Annotated in this window: 18 protein-coding genes; 11 read left to right on the top strand and 7 right to left on the bottom strand. The window is 39.6% G+C overall.

What is annotated here, in order from left to right; translation table 11 throughout:
* Window positions 1-62 precede the first annotated feature (62 nt).
* Together QOZ98_RS00120 and QOZ98_RS00125 are read left to right on the top strand one after the other, a co-directional pair.
* A complete protein-coding gene (locus QOZ98_RS00120) occupies window positions 63-293 on the top strand; it encodes a hypothetical protein (protein ID WP_308785533.1) in 231 nt (76 codons plus the stop codon).
* Between the two features lie 525 nt (window positions 294-818).
* Entirely contained in the window at window positions 819-1,490 is a 672-nt protein-coding gene (locus QOZ98_RS00125; protein WP_308785534.1) for a DNA alkylation repair protein, read from the top strand.
* 193 nt (window positions 1,491-1,683) lie between these two features.
* Here the strand turns inward: QOZ98_RS00125 and QOZ98_RS00130 are convergent, their stop codons facing one another.
* Window positions 1,684-2,322 carry a hypothetical protein gene (locus QOZ98_RS00130; RefSeq protein ID WP_308785535.1) on the bottom strand — a complete coding sequence of 213 codons (639 nt, stop codon included), beginning with the start codon at window positions 2,320-2,322 and terminating at the stop codon, window positions 1,684-1,686.
* A 653-nt stretch (window positions 2,323-2,975) separates the two neighbouring features.
* Here QOZ98_RS00130 and QOZ98_RS00135 point away from each other — a divergent pair.
* The 5 genes from QOZ98_RS00135 (at window position 2,976) to QOZ98_RS00155 (ending at window position 9,630) form a co-directional block, all read left to right on the top strand.
* On the top strand, window positions 2,976-3,614 hold the full coding sequence (locus QOZ98_RS00135; RefSeq protein WP_308785536.1) for a pyridoxamine 5'-phosphate oxidase family protein: 639 nt from the start codon (window positions 2,976-2,978) through the stop codon (window positions 3,612-3,614).
* A gap of 368 nt (window positions 3,615-3,982) precedes the next feature.
* Window positions 3,983-4,438: an inner membrane protein YiaA gene (gene yiaA / locus QOZ98_RS00140; protein WP_308785537.1), complete on the top strand. Its 456-nt coding sequence runs from the start codon at window positions 3,983-3,985 to the stop codon at window positions 4,436-4,438.
* A gap of 266 nt (window positions 4,439-4,704) precedes the next feature.
* On the top strand, window positions 4,705-6,165 hold the full coding sequence (locus QOZ98_RS00145; RefSeq protein ID WP_308785538.1) for a UDP-N-acetylmuramoyl-L-alanyl-D-glutamate--2,6-diaminopimelate ligase: 1,461 nt from the start codon (window positions 4,705-4,707) through the stop codon (window positions 6,163-6,165).
* A 272-nt stretch (window positions 6,166-6,437) separates the two neighbouring features.
* On the top strand, window positions 6,438-9,053 hold the full coding sequence (gene ppsA, locus QOZ98_RS00150; RefSeq protein WP_308785539.1) for a phosphoenolpyruvate synthase: 2,616 nt from the start codon (window positions 6,438-6,440) through the stop codon (window positions 9,051-9,053).
* A 379-nt stretch (window positions 9,054-9,432) separates the two neighbouring features.
* Window positions 9,433-9,630 carry a phospholipase D-like domain-containing protein gene (locus tag QOZ98_RS00155; RefSeq protein ID WP_308786125.1) on the top strand — a complete coding sequence of 66 codons (198 nt, stop codon included), beginning with the start codon at window positions 9,433-9,435 and terminating at the stop codon, window positions 9,628-9,630.
* Between the two features lie 249 nt (window positions 9,631-9,879).
* On the opposite strand, the gene QOZ98_RS00160 is transcribed toward QOZ98_RS00155, so the two are convergent.
* Window positions 9,880-10,656, bottom strand: a complete 777-nt coding sequence (locus tag QOZ98_RS00160; protein ID WP_308785540.1) for an ion channel — start codon at window positions 10,654-10,656, stop codon at window positions 9,880-9,882.
* 188 nt (window positions 10,657-10,844) lie between these two features.
* Window positions 10,845-11,093 carry a helix-turn-helix domain-containing protein gene (locus QOZ98_RS00165; RefSeq protein ID WP_308785541.1) on the bottom strand — a complete coding sequence of 83 codons (249 nt, stop codon included), beginning with the start codon at window positions 11,091-11,093 and terminating at the stop codon, window positions 10,845-10,847.
* Window positions 11,094-11,417: 324 nt separating this feature from the next.
* On the opposite strand from QOZ98_RS00165, the gene lepB reads away from it, so the two are divergent.
* The gene (gene lepB / locus QOZ98_RS00170) at window positions 11,418-12,134 is read left to right on the top strand and encodes a signal peptidase I (RefSeq protein ID WP_308785542.1); all 717 of its coding nucleotides are present in this window, start codon (window positions 11,418-11,420) and stop codon (window positions 12,132-12,134) included.
* Window positions 12,135-12,250: 116 nt separating this feature from the next.
* Here lepB and QOZ98_RS00175 read toward each other — a convergent pair whose 3' ends face one another.
* Entirely contained in the window at window positions 12,251-12,460 is a 210-nt protein-coding gene (locus QOZ98_RS00175) for a heavy-metal-associated domain-containing protein (RefSeq protein ID WP_308785543.1), read from the bottom strand.
* A 302-nt stretch (window positions 12,461-12,762) separates the two neighbouring features.
* Here QOZ98_RS00175 and QOZ98_RS00180 point away from each other — a divergent pair, with 302 nt between their 5' ends.
* The 3 genes from QOZ98_RS00180 (at window position 12,763) to QOZ98_RS00190 (ending at window position 16,742) form a co-directional block, all read left to right on the top strand.
* A complete protein-coding gene (locus QOZ98_RS00180) occupies window positions 12,763-14,658 on the top strand; it encodes a heavy metal translocating P-type ATPase (RefSeq protein ID WP_308785544.1) in 1,896 nt (631 codons plus the stop codon).
* Between the two features lie 453 nt (window positions 14,659-15,111).
* A complete protein-coding gene (locus tag QOZ98_RS00185) occupies window positions 15,112-16,161 on the top strand; it encodes a 2,3-butanediol dehydrogenase (protein ID WP_308785545.1) in 1,050 nt (349 codons plus the stop codon).
* A 266-nt stretch (window positions 16,162-16,427) separates the two neighbouring features.
* Window positions 16,428-16,742, top strand: coding sequence for a cupin domain-containing protein (locus QOZ98_RS00190; protein ID WP_308785546.1), 315 nt, complete (start codon window positions 16,428-16,430; stop codon window positions 16,740-16,742).
* A 183-nt stretch (window positions 16,743-16,925) separates the two neighbouring features.
* On the opposite strand, the gene QOZ98_RS00195 is transcribed toward QOZ98_RS00190, so the two are convergent.
* Genes QOZ98_RS00195 through QOZ98_RS00205 form a run of 3 tightly spaced genes read right to left on the bottom strand, consistent with a single transcriptional unit; the run spans window position 16,926 to window position 17,962 of the window.
* Window positions 16,926-17,291 carry a hypothetical protein gene (locus tag QOZ98_RS00195; protein ID WP_308785547.1) on the bottom strand — a complete coding sequence of 122 codons (366 nt, stop codon included), beginning with the start codon at window positions 17,289-17,291 and terminating at the stop codon, window positions 16,926-16,928.
* Window positions 17,288-17,461, bottom strand: coding sequence for a hypothetical protein (locus QOZ98_RS00200; protein WP_308785548.1), 174 nt, complete (start codon window positions 17,459-17,461; stop codon window positions 17,288-17,290). Before QOZ98_RS00200 ends, QOZ98_RS00195 begins: the two co-directional genes overlap by 4 nt.
* 12 nt (window positions 17,462-17,473) lie before the next feature.
* Window positions 17,474-17,962: a flavodoxin domain-containing protein gene (locus QOZ98_RS00205; protein ID WP_308785549.1), complete on the bottom strand. Its 489-nt coding sequence runs from the start codon at window positions 17,960-17,962 to the stop codon at window positions 17,474-17,476.
* Window positions 17,963-18,280: the final 318 nt, after the last annotated feature.

Raw genomic sequence — 18,280 nt, forward strand, 5'->3', positions numbered from 1 at the left:
TTAATTTTCTGATTTTTATGTTAATATTGCATCAATAAGAAGAACAAAGGGAGGCGTTCATCGTGATTCACCAAGAACCTTTGGAAAAAGAGGAATTCCAAACCGCCCAGGAATCTACCGTACCTGTCGAACCGTTGCCGCATGCTCACTATATCGACCACAGGGATGGCTTAATTGAACCGATAGTCAAGGAATATATGCCGATACAAGTCGGTGTGGTCATTTTTTCAATTATCACATTGGCATTGATCTTTTTCGGTAAAACTTCCAATATGTGGGGGTTGATAGAATGACGGTAGAGCTTTTTACGATTTATGCAATATAAAAAGAGGATGGTCTTAGACTGGGTAGTGCCCCCTAAAAGTTTTTTATGCAGCCAATTGGCTGGCAAGCGTCTGGTATTTTACTGGGCTTATGCCAGCCAATTTTTTTGATGCGTTCTTGATTGTAGTAGTGGACGTATCGTTTAAGTTCTTCGCCAATAACCGGTGTTTGCAACGACAGCCCTGATCGATAAGGATGATGGGGCATTTGGCCATTGCATATGCAAATGATTTCGCCGGTATAAAGACTATCACAGGTCTTGAGCAGAGCATTTTACTGGCACGTGCATTTGCATTCGGTGATGCACATCCATCTTAAAGATAGTGACACTTCTACTATAAGTGGAAAAAGATTAAATACGACATATGCTACAATATTAAAAAAGATGAACTTTGAAGGTAAACCAGTGCAACAAGGCTAAAAAAAATTAAGTTTTGAAAGATCCCATCAAGAACACATTATAAAACAGTTCTTTAATAGAGGAGTTGTATAATATGGATGAAAAACAAGGCACAGGAATAAAACTCTCTCCAAAAGCAGACAGCATTCAATCTCAAATCAATAGCAAAACTAAGCTAGGCGACTTACGGAAAATCGCAAAGGACATTAAAAGGGATCACGAACTCGCTTTGGAACTTTGGTCAACCGAAGAGTTTTTGCCCAGACTATTAGCGATCTTAATTATGGACAAAAAACTTCTTTCACAAGATGTGCTAGATCAGCTTGATGAGGATATGCAGATTCACACTTTTGATGAGCAAAATAACTTAATGGATTGGTTGATGGCCAATCAGCTCACCAAAGACAAGAAGAACGTTGCATTGATGGAGTCATGGGAACATAGCCCCTCTGCTCTTCAAAGGCGTGCTTACTGGTATTATCAGGCACGATTGAGATGGACTGGACAAACACCGCCTGATAACACGGAAGAACTGCTATCAGCAATAGAAGCTAATATTATGCAGGAAAAACCGGAAGTTCAATGGGCAATGAATTTCACCGCAGGCTGGATCGGCGTTTATGGTGAAAAGAATCGCGCACGTTGTATTAAACTTGGCGAGAAAACGGGACTTTACAAAGATGAAATAGTAGCAAAAGGATGTACTCCCAATTATTTGCCGGAGTTCATTAGGATCGAAGCTAACAAGCGACAAGATAACTTGTAACCTCTGAAAAAATTATTAGAATTTAATGCAATATTGGCCGGCATAAACACGGTGAACTGTCAAATTCATGCCAGCCAATCAGCTGGATAACTGAAACTCTAGTTTTAAGGAGTTACTACCGCACCTTTTCTTTCTTTTAGAATGTGAATATGAACTTTTATAATCTTCTGGAACTGTTAGTATTATTTCTTCCTTACTGCTCTTGTATTAAGGCGTTTATTTTCTGAAGTCTTTCATAACCTTCAGCATAAACTTTGGCTCTTTGTTCTTCTGTTTTAATCTCATCAAAATCTTTCAAAATTTCTTCTGTCTCGATGATCCATTCTTCTAATGGTTCAATATCGTTCAGTTCTTTCACTTGGTCAAGTCTTGAAAGGGGATTGGCCACTTGTCCTGCAGCATTCCCAGTTGTACGATCCTCTGGCGCTGGTATTGCGGCTGCATCTGCAAGCCACCCCATGATCACGCCCACTTTTTGCTCTTCAGTTGGTTCAGCGGGGCTACCATTTACTTGATAAGTACGAGCAGCTAGCGCTTTTGTAGTTTTATCAAACGTGTACCCGTTCTCGTACGTTACACCATTTGCCATTTCACTACTTTCCTCTCCACCTTCTGGAAGCTCCCACGCCTCAAAATAATCTTTGATTTCTTGATAAGGTGATTCTAGTTTGTTTTCTTCTTGCTCTTTCGATTCATTCGCAGAGATTTCAGATGATGATTCTTCTTGAAGTTCATTTTCAGTTGTTTCTACTTCTGCTGATTCTTCTGCATTTCCACATCCAGCTAGCAATAATTCCGCTGAAATCACTATTCCTAAAGTGGACTTCCTCATTTAATCCCCTCCGATTATAGCCCGATTATATCATAGTAAAAATCATTTATTTCCATAAAACCCATTTTCATGGGATACAATATTCTTTTAGGAATAGCTTATTATGCTAGCTTTAGTCAAAGAGATTTGATGAAACAAACTTTAATAAGTTCGATCGACTTTTCCAGGCAAGCATAGTTGAGAGATGCCTATCAAATGGCCAAGATGCGCTGAATACTTAATCCATCCAGGAAGGCTTTATTACTGAATAATCCTTAGACAATACCACCACGAAATAAAAAAAGTAAGCGATAGATATAGAGAGCAAGTCGAACAAGTATTTTAAATTAACCAGAAATAAAAAAGAGACAATGATTTTTTAATAGAATCTGTTTGTCTACTGAAGTTTATAATCTATAGTTATTCCAAATTGCCCAATAAGATGGATCTTTTTTAAATTATTTTTTAGAATTTTATCTGCTAATTGTTGATTTAGCTAGAATCATACTCGAAGTATCAGGCTACAATACATAAAGATAACTAAAAAAATAAAATATTAAGAGCCGTGTAATGTAAAATAGAATTACAGGACGATAACTTGCTCGCTGATCGCTCGTATAGGTATCCATGTCTAAATAGTCGCGAGAAATTTAGTGCGAAAGGAATTGAAAGGATTGAAAACTGAACCGTCATTTCCAAATACAATTAATACAGTGGAAGAACTGCGAGAAATCACCGGAAAGCCCAGTGAACTTGTGAGTAATAAGGTCATCTCTTTTTTGGATGAACATTGCATAGGCTTTATCGAGAAATCTCCATTCCTGACAATATCTACAGCCGATGAATCCGGTTTTTGCGACGTTTCTCCACGGGGAGACGGTGCCGGTTTTGTATATGTGGTAAATGACAGACAGTTGATCATTCCGGAAAGGCCCGGCAATAAGAGAATGGATTCCATGCGGAATATTTTATCAAATCCAAATATCGGTTTACTGTTTCTAATCCCTGGATTGGGTGAGACCTTGCGTATCAACGGTAAAGCAAGCGTTATCCATGATGAAGAAATGTTAGGGAAAATGGCAGTCGACGGAAAAAGCCCGGTTCTTGGTATCGGCGTGGACGTGGAAGAGTGCTTTATTCATTGCGCAAAGGCGTTCCGAAGGTCTGGACTGTGGAGTCCCGATACATGGATGACTAAACATGCACTACCCAAAGGTGCGAAGATTTTAGCAGCCCATGCAAAATTGCCAAATGTGGATGAAGAGGCGGTTGGGAAACTTCTGGAGAAGAGCTATCGGGAAACGTTGTACTAAAGGTAAACGGGCACCATCTGTTTGCAGCGAAGATGATGATGCATTTAAAACCACTTGAAAAGATATTGTGTGTCTTTAAAAAAATGTTGGATTTATATTGTCATTACTGAATTATTAGTTATTTAATTCTGCATGTTGTGATAAAATATAACTAGTAAAAGAGCAAAATATGGTAGGAAGAGAAAGTGGACTCCTATATTGCTGCAACTACAGGAAGAAAGTAAAAACAGCCCTTCCAGTGTAACTTTTTTGTGCGAACGGTAAACTGTAATCAATAAATTCAACGGACGCTAGAGCTGGCAGAGTATTGCTGACGACGTTCTGCAGATATATATCAATTAGTATTATAGATGATAGGGGCTGATTGTATGTTAGGTGAAAAAGACGAAGATGTATTCATGAAAAAACCGAGCGAGAAACGCAGGCTTGGAGAACCGACGGGTGCATTTAAAGGGGCAGCTTGGGGCGCTTTGCTTATTGGGGTATCGACATATTTAATCGGTTTGTACAATGCGCAGATGGAATTGAACGAAAAAGGCTATTATATTACATTATTGATACTTGGACTTTATGCTGCAGTGTCGCTTCAAAAGGCAGTCCGGGATCGTGACGAGGGAATACGAGTCACGAACCTGTATTTCGGCATTAGCTGGTTTGCGCTAATTTCAGCATTGGCACTAATGGCGATCGGACTGTTCAACGCCGAGAGCATAATTTTGAGTGAGAAAGGTTTTTACGGCATCTCGTTTGTCTTGAGCCTGTTCGCCGTGGTTACCGTACAGAAGAACGTCCGGGACACAGAAGAAGCGAACCAAGATAAGTGAATCATGAAAATAGACACGCCTAACTGTTCCAACAGTTAGGCGTTTTGTGTGTCCCGGCATATAGTGGACGAAAACCGATCACAAAAATTTTAAGATAGAAAACTGTATTTACAAAGAGGTGTTGTGTCGATTTCCATCGCTTCCCAATCATTATAGTTCTAAATATGGTGACCTCAAGAAATTGCATGGTAGCGGTATGTGGAATTATAATTAAAGAACAATAATGCAGGAATCCTTTAGATTATATATCAGGAGGAAGAAGACTAATGGAGACAACCGAATTACTGAATTTACTTAAAATAAAGACGGTTACCGGTACCATTCCTTCTAAAGTTACAGGGATACAGATGGATTCACGGAAAATTAAACACGGCAATTGTTTTATCTGTGTTGTGGGAAGCAATGTGGATGGCCATGATTTTGTGGAAGATGCAATCAGGCGCGGAGCATCACTGATTGTTGCTGAAAAGCGGGAAGTGGTTTCCGAATCTGCCTGTTTCGTTTTAGTGAAAGACTCGATGAGAGTGATGGCGCGCTTTGTTCAGCACTTTTACGGTTATCCTTCGTCCGAATTGGCGGTATTTGGAGTGACGGGCACGAACGGCAAAACAACTGTCTCCCACATGATTTATGAACTGCTGGAAGCAGCTGGCCGAAAATCTGCTTCCAGCGGGACGCTGGGTTTTCGTATGGATGGCATTAGCGAGCCCACACAGAACACGACAAGCGATATCATTTCCAGTGTAGAAATAATGCAACGAGTGATTAATAACGACTGTGAGGCGATCGTTTTTGAAACGTCTTCTCAAGGAATTATCAACGGCCGGATGTGGGGCATTGATGTAGATATCGCGGTTTTTACGAACTTGACACACGACCATTTGGATTATCATAAGACCATGGAACATTATGGCTATGCAAAAGGTTTGCTTTTTGCTCAGCTCGGCCAGGATGTGAGAAAAGAGAAATATGCGGTGCTTAATCATGATGATCCATGGGCATTGGCATTTTCAAAGATGACGCCATTTGAAACGATTACTTACGGGCTTTCAGAAAAGGCGGACTTTTATGCGAATCGAATTGAATACAAAGAAAATGGTGCTGCTTTTCTTTTGCATAGTCCACAAGGCAGTTATACAGTTTCTACTTCTTTTATAGGTGAATTCAACGTGTACAACACACTGGCAGCAGTTGCTGCTTTATATGCATATGGGCTGGATGTGCATGTGATACTTCAATATATGCCTGGAGTAAGGCCTGCATCCGGGCGGATGGAAAAGCTGTCCCATGCTAGTGGACCAGCTGTTTATATAGATTACGCCCATACACCTGACGCAATCGAAAAAGCGGTCAATAGTTTGCTGCCATTTAAAAAGGAACGATTGATCGTGTTGATTGGGAGTGGCAATTTTAGGGACCGTTTTAAACGGCCGATGATGGCTGAAAAAGCATCCGTTGCGGATTATGTAGTCATAACAACCAATAACCCAGGCGAGGAGGCAGTCGCGACTATCCTTCGTGACTTTGAAAGAGGCATGCGGCATGATCGATATATTTGCATTGGCGACCGGGCTGAAGCTGTTCGCCATGCCATCAGACACGCAGCCACAAACGACATCGTACTCTTGACAGACAAAGGGCATGAAAACACAATGCTCATCGGCAGCAGCTATTTCCCTCATAGCGACAAAGAAATTGCGCTCGAACAGCTCAATCTTAGGACGTAGAAAGGTCAGTAGCCTATTTTTTAGAAAACACTTTGAATTAGCATCACATTACAAGTTATCAAAAATTTCGTTTTTTCGTGTCTGCCGTTTAAAAATCATTGTAATCACCATGACCGAAAAAATAAGTTCAATACAAACAACTCCTTTTTTGGTTTTTCGTCATATCAACCATGAAAAAAGTCAGAGTTGTTTTTTTGTCTTACAAAAACTTAGAACGCTGTAAAGTGATGTTATGTTAAAACCAACAGCAAAATGCAAAGGAGGCGATCATTTTGCAAAAATACGTGCTGGATTTTCAAGAAGTGAAGAAAAATGATTTGTTGCAGGTTGGCGGGAAAGGCTTGAATTTAGCGGAGCTGGCAAGAGTTCCTGGCATTCAGGTACCGGCAGGATTTTGTATTACTACTAACGTATTCAAGCGCATAGTGGAGGATAATCAGGTATTCACGGAATTGATGGAGGAATTGGCCATACTTGAATCCAGCGATCTAGATAGGATTCGATTGATCAGTGAAAAACTAAGAAATGCCATCGAAACCACGAAGATCCCGGAAGAGATAAAACTGGAAATTGTCGATTCTTTTGAAAAATTGGGGAGCGAGTTAACCTATGCGGTCCGGTCGAGTGCGACGGCAGAGGATTTGCCAACGGCGTCATTTGCAGGACAGCAAGATTCGTTTTTAAATATCCAAGGTAAAGAGCAGCTCTTAAAGCACATCAGTAAATGTTGGGCTTCCTTGTTCACGGAGCGGGCAGTAGTGTATCGCATCCAAAATGGTTTTGATCACCGGAAGGTCCTTTTGTCGGTCATCATCCAACAAATGGTTTTTCCGATTGCATCCGGGATATTGTTCACCGCAGATCCTGTTACATCCAATCGCAAAATGGTGTCGATTGATGCGAGTTTCGGATTAGGTGAAGCACTCGTCTCAGGCATTGTGTCTGCCGATAATTACAAAGTCAAGGAAGGGCAGATCATCCAAAAAACTGTTTCTCTGAAGAAGATTGCCGTTTATCCATTAAGCAGAGGAGGAACGGAACAAAGGGAAATCCCTTTTGAACTACAGGAACAACAAGTGTTATCGGATGAACAGGTTTTGGCGCTCGAAGGCTTAGGCCGTCAAATAGAAAAGCATTTCGGAACACCGCAGGACATCGAATGGTGTCTAGTGGATGAATCAATATATATCGTGCAAAGCCGGCCAATCACTACACTGTTCCCCTTGCCTGAAAAAAGTGACGGGGAGTACCGCATTTACTTATCTATTGGGCACCAACAGATGATGACCGACCCGATCAATCCACTGGGCATGTCATTTTTCGAATTTCTCGCCGATTATAATATAGAGAGGGCCGGAGGACGGCTATTCATGGATTTGTCACCTGAGCTTGCTTCGGTTACTGGACGGATATTTATGTTGGCATCCCTTGGAAGCAACGATCCTCTAATGAAAGATGCGTTGATCAATTTCATGAAGCGGAAACCACCGCTTCCAAAAGGAAAACGTATTTATAAATTTGGATCAGAGCCATTTACTTGGGGCTTTCCGGTGGAACTGCTAAAATTGTATCGGAAAAATGATCCCAGGCTGACTAGCCAGCTGATCAATATGAGCGAAGCTTCCATCCGCTCGTTGGAATGGCGCATACAAACTTTTTCAAGGGATGAATTGTTTGAGTTTATTAAAGAAGACCAGAAGCAGTTGAAAAAAGAAATTTATAATCAGGAAAGCTTTGGCGTAATTGTGGTCGGCATCTTTGCAGTATACTGGCTCAATAATTACATGGAAAAATGGCTGGGTGAAAAAAAAGCGGCAGACATTCTCAGCCAGTCGGTGGCCCACAACGTGACGTCCGAAATGGGACTTGAGCTTCTCGATGTAACGGATGTGGTGCGAAACTATCCCAAGGTGCAAGCCTATTTTGAAAACCCTCGGAAAGCAACGTTTTTCGAAGACCTGGAAAAAATGCAAGGCGGCAAGGCGGTCAGCACAGCACTGAGAGAATACCTCGAGAAATATGGCATGCGCTGTGCTGGTGAAATCGACATTACAAAAACACGGTGGAGCGAAGACCCGACAATCCTGGCTCCCGTTATCTTGGGCAATAACAAAAACTTCGAGCCTCATGCGCGCGCTGCCAAAGTTGCAGAAGGGAAACGAAAAGCAAAGCAGAAAGAACAGGAGTTGTTGGAACGCTTGGCCAAGCTGCCTGGAGGCAAGAGGAAGGTTAAAAAGACCAAGCAAATGATCAGCATGCTGCAAAATTTTCTTGGGTACCGAGAATATCCGAAATTCGCTTTTATCAAACGCTATTTTCTATATAAGCAGGCTATGATGAAAGAAGCTGTTTTTCTGCATGAAAAAGGGGAAATCCAAGCGCCCGAGGATGTGTATTATTTATCATTTGATGAATTTAGGGATGCTGTCAACGGCAAAAGTGTAGACCGACAGATGATTGAAGAGCGGAAAGCGGCCTACCGCTACTACGAGAAACTAAAGGTGCCGAGACTGATGACTTCAGAAGGCGAAGAGATTTTCGGAAACTATCAAAACGATAAGCTGCCAATCGGAGCGTTTCCAGGCATTGCGGTATCCGCCGGCGTCATTGAAGGACGAGCGAGGGTCATCTTGAAGATGGAGGATGCCCAGATCGAACCTGGGGATATACTCATAACGGCTTTCACAGACCCGAGTTGGACCCCGCTATTCGTCTCGCTGTCGGGTTTGGTAACAGAAGTCGGAGGGCTGATGACACACGGAGCGGTCATTGCACGGGAATATGGCCTGCCGGCTGTGGTCGGAGTAGTTAACGCAACAACTGTCATTAAAGACGGACAGAAAATTCGCATCAACGGCGCTGAAGGTTATGTGGAAGTACTGGAATAGCTATTATTAGTCCAATGCGACAACGGGTCATTTCAGCCAACTAATTGCACAAATGAAACTCTAACTCTAAGGAGTCATTACCAATTCTTCTCTCTTTTTCGATACCTATTAGAGTAAGTCTACAAAGCGGCCAAATTTTGTAAAGCGGCCAAAAAAAGTTATCCGAGCAGAAAAATCTTCTGTCTGGATAGCTTTTTCGTTTTTGAAAAGAGGACTATCAGGATATTTAGAGAATAGGAATGGGACATGGCGAAGGATCCTGGTCGTTTCTTGGCGAACTGCTCGATTACGGCGCCGATGTCTACTTATATGACCGCGGGTTTCTGCACTCCAAACGCTGACGATTGACAGCGAAATTTCAACCGTAGGCACGACCAACCTGGATGCCAGAAGCTTTCGCTTAAATTTCGAAATTAATGCGCTGGTATTTAACCGGATGGTCGCGCTTGAACTAGAGTCTTTGTTTGAGTCGGACACTGCCAGCTGCCGAAAACTGACAAAAGAGCTATACGCTCAGCGCAATTGGACAATCAAATTCCGCGAAGGCGTGTCGCGTTTGTTGAGTCCGATTTTATGAATAGGATAAGGTATTTTAAAGAGGTGGAATCGGTATTCCATTGTTAGAGATAACTATCAGTAGAGGGTTGTTATTTGAATGCCTTGAAAAAAACAATAGAAGATCCTAAAAAGGAATACGAAGAAATTCAGCGAACTAATGAAAAAATATTTATACGTAAAAATCTATCCTTAGATAAAACCACTGGAGAAAAATCTCCAATGGTTTTATCTAAGGAATTCTGGAGCAGCACTGTTCTAATCCTAACGCTCAGTTCGCTTCAGAAAAGATTGAGTTTACTGCCATTTTCGCTATCGTACCATTGGACATGATAAATTTATCCACCTTGATGTGCGAGAAGCTTGGGAGATGTTCCTCCCGCTCAACTTCTACAGTTGTATATACACCCGGAGACATTCTTTCTACGGCTGTGGCAATTAACAGCGATTTTCCATCCGTCAGCATCTGATCTTCAATCCGGTCATCCGCAAAAATTAGGACTGCTTTTGCCTGTTGAACATTTGCCTGCCGCAGTACTATTTCATGGGTGGCATTCCCTCGGACATAGTGAATTCTCGTATTGATCTCTTTTGCTTTTTCCAGTCTATCGATCACCACTACTTTGATTTGTTTATCTTTCTTCAGGATCTCAGCTATTGCATTTTCAGCTTTATATGACCAATCGATAATGACAATGTGGTTTTGTCCCTTGTACATTAACTCACCTCTTTCTTCCCGTTTTTTATGTAGTGTCAGACTTTCTATTGCCTTTCCAATGAATGAGGCAAACAACCCAATGCCAATTATGTATAGAAAAACAACTGTAAAGATTCTTCCTGCAGAGGTGGAAGGGTAAAGGTCGCCATAACCGACTGTCAGGATCGTCGTCATGGTGAACCATAATGAATCTGTATATCTTGTAAAAGTTGACGGCTCAATGATAGGCAGCATGAGCGTACTAAATGCAATTAATACTAATGTGCTTACAGTGAGGATGAGCCACGACAGGCTGGTCGCCTGCAGATAGAGTCGGCGAAGTATAATCAATTCTGAACCTCCCTTTTTTGATTAGTATACACTACCAAATGTGAGCGCCGGTAACTCAATTATTCACAGCATATTGTACGCCACAAAGGACAGCAGCAAAGTATGCTGTAAAAACAAAAAAATAGAAAGAAGAGCTGCAACGTTAGGCAACTTTTCTTTCTATATAAGTCAGAGTATCAAAAAATGTACTATGCAAGATTTCCGCATTTTTTGTTTTCACACCAGATAAAATCATTAAGTTTACTTTCATTCACATTTAAAACATTAGACAACTTTACAATTAAAGAGTACGAAGGATAGAGAGATTCGCTTTCCAACCTTTCAACTATATTCTTTGAGACGCCCAATCGACCGGCTAACATTTCCACGGAAAGATTGTTAAGTTCACGTGACACTTGAATAAATTCCCCAAAACCATTGCATGGTTCATTTAACATTTCTTCACCCCTTATCATTATATAATGATTTGCTTATATATATTAGTCTTTTCATCATATATTAGTAAATGATTTATTGTAATCGTTTTGTAAATAATCTGTAAATTTGAAGTGAACTATTAAAAATATACACTATCAAAATTTAAAAAAATTTGAGTTCTAAGTTATTCAATTTACCTAGCAGCATTAAATCCTCATAAAAGACTTTTCTGAAGGGATTTTATCAGGTGAATTCTGATTACATTCCATAAATGAAAGCTAAGTGTAACTCTTTGGTTACCTAGACTCTTTAGAGTATTTCTTAAAAAGCAGGGGGAATATAAAATGAATAATCGACAAGATGGGGAATTCGAAAGGCTATCTAATGCTCCGCTAAAACGGAAATACCCTTCTTCACTGAAAATCATCGGAAGCATCTTAGGGGTTCTCGTTCTCACTCTTACGTATTTTGAGGTTTTCGATTCCCCTAATGTTTTCACTAATATGATTACTGAAGAAACCAAGGGCGTGATCATGGATGCCCAAACTCCAGAGATTGTTTCCAGTGTTCCGGGAACTGATAATACCTTCGCTATAAAGTGGTTATCTGATTCAATGGACCGGGGAAATCATGATTTAATTACTTCCTTTCACGGCAATATTATTGTTTCGAAAGATATGAAGCCGCTGGAACGCGGTGATATCCTTTACTATCAATTTCAAGGGGAAGAACAACTGGGACGCCTAATAGGAATGCCCGGTGAAACGGTAGAAATACAAGAGGGACAAGTTTATCTGGACGGAAAAAAACTCAACACTTTTTATGGAGCTGCAACAAGTTTGGGTTTAACAAAAGACGAGTATTTTGAAAGGGTGGATGCAGAGAATGTCAATCTCGAAGCGATGGAAAATTATTTCAATACTTCGATGGAACCTGTTTCCGCCGATGAAAATACTGTATTTGTTTTAGTGGATATGTGGTGGAGAGGGATGGACAGCAGAGAGTACGGGCCAATCCCTATTGAACAATTGCAGGGGAAAGTGTTGGGATATGAAGAATAGATATTGATAATATCTTAAAGCAATCATTGCATACAAAAACACGAGCTCCTTCTATCTAAGGAAGCTCGTGTTTTTGTTTAATATATAAGATCTACAGCCCTTTCTGATACCTGCTATTAAGCAACTACGGGATAACCCAGGTTTTCGATGACTTTTTTCAATTCTTCAGATGACACTTTTTCCTCATTGTAGCTGGCTTTTACTTTACTTGAGTTAAAAAGGACTTTCACTTCCTCAACGCCATCTATTTTTCCTACTTTCCCTTCAATTTTTTTGATACAAGAAGGACAAGTAAGTGGTTCTAATTGGAATTTAACTGTGGTCATGTTAATCTCTCCTTTATTTTTTCTATCTTCAGTATAAAACGTTTGAAAGTATAACTCCTTGACCTTAATCAATGTTTTATATGGAGTAATATTCTTGAATTATAAATAATGAGAAATTAGGCATTAGAAAAACTAATCGATAGGAAAATGTTAAGTCTTGATAAAGATCAAGTAATCTTTATTCAAAACGATTTATGATAAATCTGTAGAGAAAAAGTAAGTAAAGAAAAGGGCAGAGCAAAAAATGGAGGTAGTTAGAAAGATGGGTGTACAAAATAATTAGAGAAAGAGGGGTGTGAGAAGTGGTTGGATTTATTCATAAGCATAAAAAAGATCTTGCCTTTGTCGCTGGTTTCTTATTGATACTCGCCGCAGTTTTGCATTACATGGGCTATGAGAACTTGCGGCAAATGACGTTAATCGTGGCTTCAATAATTGCAGGAATTCCAATAGCAATAAAGGCGCTTCAAGCGCTTCGAATGAAAGCGTTCAGTATTGAAATGCTTGTAACCATCGCTGTTGTTGGTGCCTTATTTATTGGAGAATATGTGGAATCGGCGGTCGTAACATTTCTGTTCTTGTTTGGAGATTATTTAGAAGCGCGAACACTGGAAAAAACACGTTCCTCTCTAAAAAACTTGGTGGATATGGCACCTCAAGAAGCAACTATTATACGCCGGGGCAATGATTTGGTAGTTCCGGTAGAAGAAGTAATCAAAGGGGATAGAGTCATTATCCGGACTGGCGGGAAAGTACCAGTGGATGGCAAAATCGTCACAGGCCATGCCTCATTAAATGAAGCAGCCATTACAGGAGAATCGGTTCCGGCATCCAAAAAATCAGGCGATAAAGTTTTTAGCAGCACCGTTATTGATGTTGGCTATATTGAAATTATTGCGGAAAAAGTCGGAAGCGATACAACATTCGCAAAGATTATTGAACTCGTGGAAGAAGCACAGGAATCCAAGTCAAAAACAGAAAAGTTCTTGAACAAGTTTGCTAATATTTACACACCTGCGGTAGTTGTACTTTCCATTCTAGTTTATGTTCTGACAAGAGATTTTCATCTCGCAATTACCTTTCTTGTCATTGCCTGCCCCGGTGCATTAGTTATCGGCGCACCCGTTTCCAGTGTGGCAGGTATTGGCAACGGCGCAAAAAATGGTGTACTGGTCAAGGGTGGCGAAGTGATGGACCGCTTCTCGAAAGTTGATACACTCGTGTTTGATAAAACGGGCACATTGACCAAAGGTAAACCTGAGGTGACAAATATTAAAGTCTTTCATTCATTTGATGAACAAAGTTTACTTCGGCTAGTAGCACAAGCTGAAACAGTGTCTGAACACCATCTCGGCCAGACAATTGTCAAAGAAGCAACATCACGGAATATGGATCTCGATAAAAAACCGGAAAAAGTTGAAGTCATTAAAGGCAATGGTTTACTGGCTACAGTAGAAGGACATGTTTTGGCAATTGGTAACCGAAAACTGATGAAAGCAAAAAACATTATCATCTCACCAGAAGTTGAAACCTATACAGTGGAAAATGAAAAAGCTGGTAATACAGCAATCTTAGCAGCAGTAAACGGGGAAGTAGCCGGCATCTTTTCGATTGCCGATCAGATTCGTGAAGATGCAGCACCAGCCCTCGCTCAAATGAGAAAAAATGGGATCAAGAAAATTATTATGCTGACTGGAGACAATCAGCACACAGCTGAACTTGTTGCTGGCCAATTGGAGTTGGATGAATTTCATGCAGAATTATTGCCGGAAGACAAAGTGGCTTTCATCAAGAAGTTAAAAGAAAATGGGAGTATTGTCGCAATGGCAGGTGATGGTGTCAATGACGCACCCGCCATCGCAACAGCGGATATTGGTATCGCAATGGGGGAAGGCGGAACAGACATTTCAATGGAAACTGCCGATGTTGTTTTAATGGCAGATAAACTGATGCAATTCTCTCATGCCTATTCGCTATCTAAAGCAACTATCCGCAATATGAAACAAAATACATTTTTTGCAATCGGAATTGTTGCCGTTTTGTTGATTGGTGTACTGATTGGTTCAGTCCATCTAGCATCTGGCATGTTCATACATGAAGCGAGCGTCTTGATTGTTATCTTGAATGCCACGAGGTTGATGGGATTCAACCGTAAAAATATGCACATTAAAGAAAACATGGAACCCGTGGATGCTTAATTTTATTATATAACTTTCTCTTATAGTTAATGCGACTTGGTAAATGAATGGAGAAAATAAAAATCATAATTTCTTTCTTTTTTTACTGATATGTATCCAAATCAAATGCGAGGAGGAATAATTTTATGTCTGAACACACGACGCTTGAACACTATTAGCGCTACTGGTGCTTTTATGGTCAATGATTTAATCGCAAATTAATATATATTATTTGTGAAACTGAAGCCAAGCAGACTTATTCATTCTATTTTCTAGTTTGTTAATAAGTTTTAATGGCGCCTGCATAGTGAATTATTGATAAGAAAAACAACTCGCTTTGTGAGAAAAGTTACAGATAGAAAGTAAGAATTCTATTAAGATTGAAGAGAGCCGAAAGAAATGGATGCTTTGACTCTTAGAATTTATTAACAGGATTCAAGATTAAAGAACTCAAAACTCAGGAGGAATTGCATTATGAAAGCAGCAGTATGGTATGGAGAAAAAGACATTCGCATCGAAGAACGAGAATTAAAAGCATTAAAAGACAATGAAGTAACCGTCCGTGTCGCGTGGGCTGGCATTTGCGGCAGTGATTTGCATGAGTATCAAGAAGGACCGGTTTTTGTCCCTACTGAAAAAGAAGACCAATTAACCGGTCAGATCGCTCCCCTTATCATGGGACATGAATTTGCTGGTGTTATTGAAAAAGTAGGATCACAAGTAACCAAGTTTAATGTTGGAGATCGCGTTGCGATTAATCCTACTTTAACTTTTGGCAACAAGCCAGAAGATATTGATCAATACGATGGATTCAGCTTTATTGGCCTTCACGGAGATGGAGGATTCACAACTTTTGCCAATGCACCCGAATCAAATGTTTACCTTCTTCCAGAAACATTAAGTTTGCAAGAAGGGGCGCTGGTTGAACCAACTGCTGTTGCTGTACAAGCGATCAAAGAAGGGGGACTTCAATTTGGTGATACTGCAGCCATATTTGGAGCCGGACCTATTGGATTAGTGACTGTAATTGCGGCAAAAGCTGCAGGAGCAAGCAAAATCATTGTTTTGGATTTATCAGAAACACGTCTTGAAAAAGCAAAAGAATTAGGTGCAACACATATCGTAAACTCTGGAAAAGAAAATCCTGTAGAAGCAATTCGTGCAATTGTTCCAGACGGGGTAGATGTATCATTTGAAGTTGCAGGTGTAGCTCCAACATTTACACAAGCAATTGCGTCCACTAAAGCGCGTGGAACGATGGTGATTGTTTCTATTTTTGCGAGACCAATAGAATGGAATCCTCTTCAACTGACCAATACAGGTGTGAAAATCACATCTTCTATTGCCTATACACCTACTTCTTTTCAACAAACGGTAGACTTGATGGGGACGGGCCAATTAAACCCGCAAAGCATTGTAACCTCTCAAATTCAATTAGATGATATTGTGGACAAAGGCTTTGAGGCTTTAACGAAAGATAAAACACAAGTGAAAATCCTTGTAGAATTAAGCGGTGAAAAGTAACTGCTGAGTCTACAAAATTTAACTTAATATAAACTGCACCTCCAATTGCTGAACAAACAACTTGCAATAGGAGGTGTATTTTTTTAAGGAAAAACGATCTAGAGATAAAAGCTCGCACTATAGCAAATCTTTTATATTAGTTCCTTGACGGTGATCAAGTTTTTTTATCTTGAAAACTCGTATGATAGAACAGTAAGAAGTTATCGATACAATATTTACCTAACAAGAAAGCAGAAAAAAACCAAACCAGAATGGAGCAAAAAATGATGACTATTAAAAAGTTGTTGGATCTTCAAACATATGATGAAAAGAAAATGTCAAAGCAAATAGTTATAGAAGAAGAAAAAAGTAAAGTAATTGTATTTAACTTTCTGCCAGGACAAGTAATGCCTAAGCATGGACATCCTCATAAGAATGCTTATGTGTTTGTAGTCGATGGAGAGGGTATATGCTATCTGGATGATATCGACACTGCTGTTCAGCAGGGAGATATCATTCACTGCAATCCTCATCAAAAAATAAGCATAGAAAATAATGGAACCACATCGATGACTGTATATGTGGTTCATGCAGACGAATAAATCAAGAATGGAAAGTCCAAGCCGGCACATCATCGGATGGACTTTTTCATTTGGTGTATTTATAAAAGATATACCGTAAATCAGCGGTAAAAAACGTCCATACAACGCTCTTGCCAGGCGTTGAATAGACGTTTTTATATGTTCATATGAAAAGTGGATTTTTTGAAGTTAATCAGTCATTTTTTAAAGTAAAAAATGATGCGTGCCAGGATTTCCACCTCTTGTTATATCTCGTGTTCTTTTTAGTGTTTTTTCGGAATGCCGATAGTATGTTTCATCTATCGCCTCTTTCACTTTCCACATTACCCAGAAGCCTAAAGCTAACTGCAGAACAATCAATAAGATATAAAGTGGATTGGAAAAGACTTCCTGGCTTGCAAACAACAAAAACAAAAGAATAGATTGCAAAGAAAGTGTTTTTACTGATCGTAAAAGTACAGAAATGAAAAGAACTACAATACCAACAATGAGAATCAAATTATGATTATGCACTAATGATGAAAATTTAAAATCAACTAAAAACATTGAGGTCAATTGAATGGCATTCATATACTGTCACCTGTCTTTTTTTTAGAAAGCGATAGAAGTTCTTGTTTTTCTTTAAGTTCTGCATGTACTTCTGCATATTTCGGATTAATTGAGCCGCTGCCTAATCCTTCATTAATCATGCGATCTGTCTCATTAACACAGTCACATATAGTTTGTTTTTGATCATTCATTTTAATCTCTCCTCATTTTTTTATCTTGAACAGTTCGGTTGTTATAGAATTTGATAAAGTTTTTAGAAATTGATCCGTCAGCTTTTTAATCGACGTCAGATCTTCTAAAAGATTAGGAAAAAGATCAACTTTTACCGTATGGTCAATGACTGTCGCATTCATGTGTCTAAACTTTTCTTTCATCAAATCTACTGCTTCGCAAAATTGAGAATAGGCAGCATCACCTGAACCAAAAACTCCAATTACTTTTCCACTTAAATCAACGTTTTCCAGGCTATCGCAGAAAACTGCTGTTTCAAAAGGAAGATCTCCATCATCGTAAGTATAGGTACCGAACAAAATGCCGTCATAGTTAAGCAGAAAGTTTAAATCCATATTGTCCAGTTCTATATTTTTTCGCGTCACCTCGAATTCTTTTGGATTTATATATGTCCGCATCAAGCAGGCTATTTCTTCTGTATTTCCCGTAGAACTTGCATAAAGAATGAGTATTTTCTTCATATTGAACACTCCTATTTATTACGTAACAATATATGGTTCACTCCACATAAAAAGTTGTAGCTTTTTATAGACTTAGCTTAACTGAAATTTTTTGGAGAAACCTTGATATACGTCAAGTTTAAGGAGAAGTGGCACTTGTTTTAACTATTGCCTTAAAAATAATGTGAGCTTGCTGTGTGCTTCATTACTGCAATAAAATAATGTCGGAATAAACTCGTTCATTCATAAGCTGAGCAATAGCTGAGCCTTTGGAAATAAATTTAAAAGGCTGCATCCTCTGTACGGAAAATGCAGCCTTTTTCAGAAGCTCTTTTATTT

Source organism: Planomicrobium stackebrandtii (genome assembly GCF_030814955.1).
In the GTDB taxonomy this organism is placed as follows: Bacteria; Bacillota; Bacilli; order Bacillales_A; family Planococcaceae; genus Planococcus; species Planococcus stackebrandtii.

Bases quoted from the DNA above. Each gene is read 5' to 3' on its own strand.
- QOZ98_RS00125 (WP_308785534.1), top strand. From the start codon at position 819: ATGGATGAAAAACAAGGCACAGGAATAAAACTCTCTCCAAAAGCAGAC.
- QOZ98_RS00130 (WP_308785535.1), bottom strand. From the start codon at position 2,322: ATGAGGAAGTCCACTTTAGGAATAGTGATTTCAGCGGAATTATTGCTA.
- yiaA (WP_308785537.1), top strand. From the start codon at position 3,983: ATGTTAGGTGAAAAAGACGAAGATGTATTCATGAAAAAACCGAGCGAG.
- QOZ98_RS00145 (WP_308785538.1), top strand. From the start codon at position 4,705: ATGGAGACAACCGAATTACTGAATTTACTTAAAATAAAGACGGTTACC.
- QOZ98_RS00165 (WP_308785541.1), bottom strand. From the start codon at position 11,093: ATGTTAAATGAACCATGCAATGGTTTTGGGGAATTTATTCAAGTGTCA.
- lepB (WP_308785542.1), top strand. From the start codon at position 11,418: ATGAATAATCGACAAGATGGGGAATTCGAAAGGCTATCTAATGCTCCG.
- QOZ98_RS00175 (WP_308785543.1), bottom strand. From the start codon at position 12,460: ATGACCACAGTTAAATTCCAATTAGAACCACTTACTTGTCCTTCTTGT.
- QOZ98_RS00185 (WP_308785545.1), top strand. From the start codon at position 15,112: ATGAAAGCAGCAGTATGGTATGGAGAAAAAGACATTCGCATCGAAGAA.
- QOZ98_RS00190 (WP_308785546.1), top strand. From the start codon at position 16,428: ATGACTATTAAAAAGTTGTTGGATCTTCAAACATATGATGAAAAGAAA.
- QOZ98_RS00195 (WP_308785547.1), bottom strand. From the start codon at position 17,291: ATGAATGCCATTCAATTGACCTCAATGTTTTTAGTTGATTTTAAATTT.
- QOZ98_RS00200 (WP_308785548.1), bottom strand. From the start codon at position 17,461: ATGAATGATCAAAAACAAACTATATGTGACTGTGTTAATGAGACAGAT.
- QOZ98_RS00205 (WP_308785549.1), bottom strand. From the start codon at position 17,962: ATGAAGAAAATACTCATTCTTTATGCAAGTTCTACGGGAAATACAGAA.